We start from the raw sequence: 2045 nt of genomic DNA on the forward strand, positions 1-2045 counted from the left end.
ACTGCAGTGCGCGCGGCGCTGGGCGGCGAACTGCTTACGGTGGACCAGGTGCGCGATATCGAAGACGCCATGCGCAGCACCTGGGGTGGGCAAGAGGTTTACATCAAAAAGAGCAGCGTCGACCAGGAAGCGCGCGCGCTGGCCATCCGCACCCGCTACAACCTGCGCAACCGGCGCGAACTGCAGGCTGAATTTCAGATCTCGCGCGGCCAGTTTTACAAGATCATCAAGAGTGGCTGAAAAATATAGTCTCATTTTTCCGTAGAAATGAGACAGCCATATCCGTAATGTCGAGCGATCAACCACAAGGATCGCCCGATGACCATTGCAACCGACATGCTCGCCAAATATCTCGCTGCCGAGACTGCCATCCTGGAAGGTAAGGAAGTCAAGCTGGGCGACCGCACCCTTCGCATGGAAGATCTTGGCTCGGTAATTACCGGCCGCAAGGAATGGCAGCAGGCTGTAAGCCGCGAAGCCGCTGCTGCCAGCGGTGCCCCCGGAATTGGCGGCCTGAGTTTCGCGCTCGCCCGCTTTGGTAATCAATAATGGCCGCCGCCAGCACAGTGTCGATGAACGTTGTCGACCAGCTTATTTCCTTCTTCGCACCGAATGCGGGCATCAAACGCCTGGCTGCCCGGCGCGTCCTGAACCAGTACGAGGCGGCCAAGCCTTCGCGCCTTCGCAAGCACGCCAAAGATACCGGCTCACCCGATACCCAGGTCAAGCAGGGTGCGGTGACGCTGCGAACGCTGGCGCGAAACCTGGAACAAAACCACGATATCGCCCGCGGCGCCCTGCGCACCCTGGTCAATAACATCATCGGCCCGACCGGCATCGGCATCGAGCCGCAACCGCGGCGCCGTGACGGCACCATCCATGATGAGTACGCCAAGCAGCTGCGCGACGCCTACCGCGACTGGTGCCTGATCCCTGAAGTGACGCATCGGCATCATTGGGCCAAGGTGCAGCGCATGCTGGCAAAGACCTGGCTGCGCGATGGCGAGGTATTCACCCAACGCCTCATCGGCCCTGTTGCCGGCCTGGATCATGGTACGCGCGTTCCCTACTCGCTGGAGATGATGGAGGCCGACTTGATCCCTATGGACTACCAGGACGAGGCACGCAATATCTATCAGGGCATCGAGCGCAATGCCTGGGGCCGGCCGCTGGCGTACTGGGCGTACAAGGAATTTCCCGGCGCCGGCACCTGGTCCAAGCGTGGCTACGAAGTCAAGCGCATCGAAGTGGCGCGTATGCACCATCTGGCGTTCGTCGATCGAATCGGCCAGATGCGCGGCGTGTCCGAATTCGCCAGCGTGATCACGCGCCTGGAAGATATCAAGGATTACGAAGAGTCCGAACGCATCGCTGCCAAAGTGGCCGCCAGCCTCACGGCTTACGTCAAGCGCGGTTCCCCCGACTTATACGGGCAGCCTGACGAGAACGGTGCTCGGGCGCCGGCCGCTGCGCGCGAGATTGGCATGGCGCCGGGCATGATCATCGATAGCCTGGCCGTTGGCGAAGAGATCGGCATGATCGACTCGAACCGGCCCAACCCGAATTTGATCACGTTCCGCCAAGGGCAGCTGCGCGCAGTTGCCGCTGGCGTCGGCGCCAGCTATTCCAGCCTGGCGCGCGATTACAACGGCACGTACTCGGCCCAGCGCCAGGAGCTGGTGGAGCAATGGATCAACTACGCCGTGCTGACGGATGAATTCGTCGGCCAGCTGGTGCAGCCTGTGTGGCAGGACTTCGTGCAGATCGCTCACTTGTCCGGCGCCGTGCCCATGCCCAAGGACGTTGACCCGGCCAGCGCTGACGATGCGCTGTTTGTCGGCCAGTCGATGCCTTGGATCGACCCGCTGAAAGAGGCTCTTGCCTGGCATTCCCTGGTGCAAGACGGATTTGCCAGCGAAGTCGAAGTGATGCGCAAGCGCGGCGCCAACCCGCGCGACGTGCTCGAACAGATCGACGCGCATCGCAAGGCCGTCAAGGAAAAAGGCTTGATTTTCGGCTCGGATTTCGCCAACCAGGGTAAGGCC

3 protein-coding genes are annotated in these 2045 nt (G+C 61.6%); all 3 read left to right on the plus strand.

The window, feature by feature from the left end; all coding sequences use genetic code 11:
- The coding region (locus tag AC0V2Y_RS27840) for a Mor transcription activator family protein (protein ID WP_475418432.1) at nucleotides 1-240 on the plus strand (240 nt) is incomplete at its 5' end.
- Between the two features lie 78 nt (nucleotides 241-318).
- Complete coding sequence (locus tag AC0V2Y_RS27845) at nucleotides 319-549, plus strand: hypothetical protein (protein ID WP_475417795.1); 231 nt, start codon at nucleotides 319-321, stop codon at nucleotides 547-549.
- Nucleotides 550-572: 23 nt separating this feature from the next.
- Nucleotides 573-2045, plus strand: a 1473-nt coding sequence (locus AC0V2Y_RS27850; RefSeq protein ID WP_475418433.1) for a phage portal protein, incomplete at its 3' end; no start/stop codon positions are given.

It is taken from the genome of Janthinobacterium sp. BHSEK, assembly GCF_056174685.1.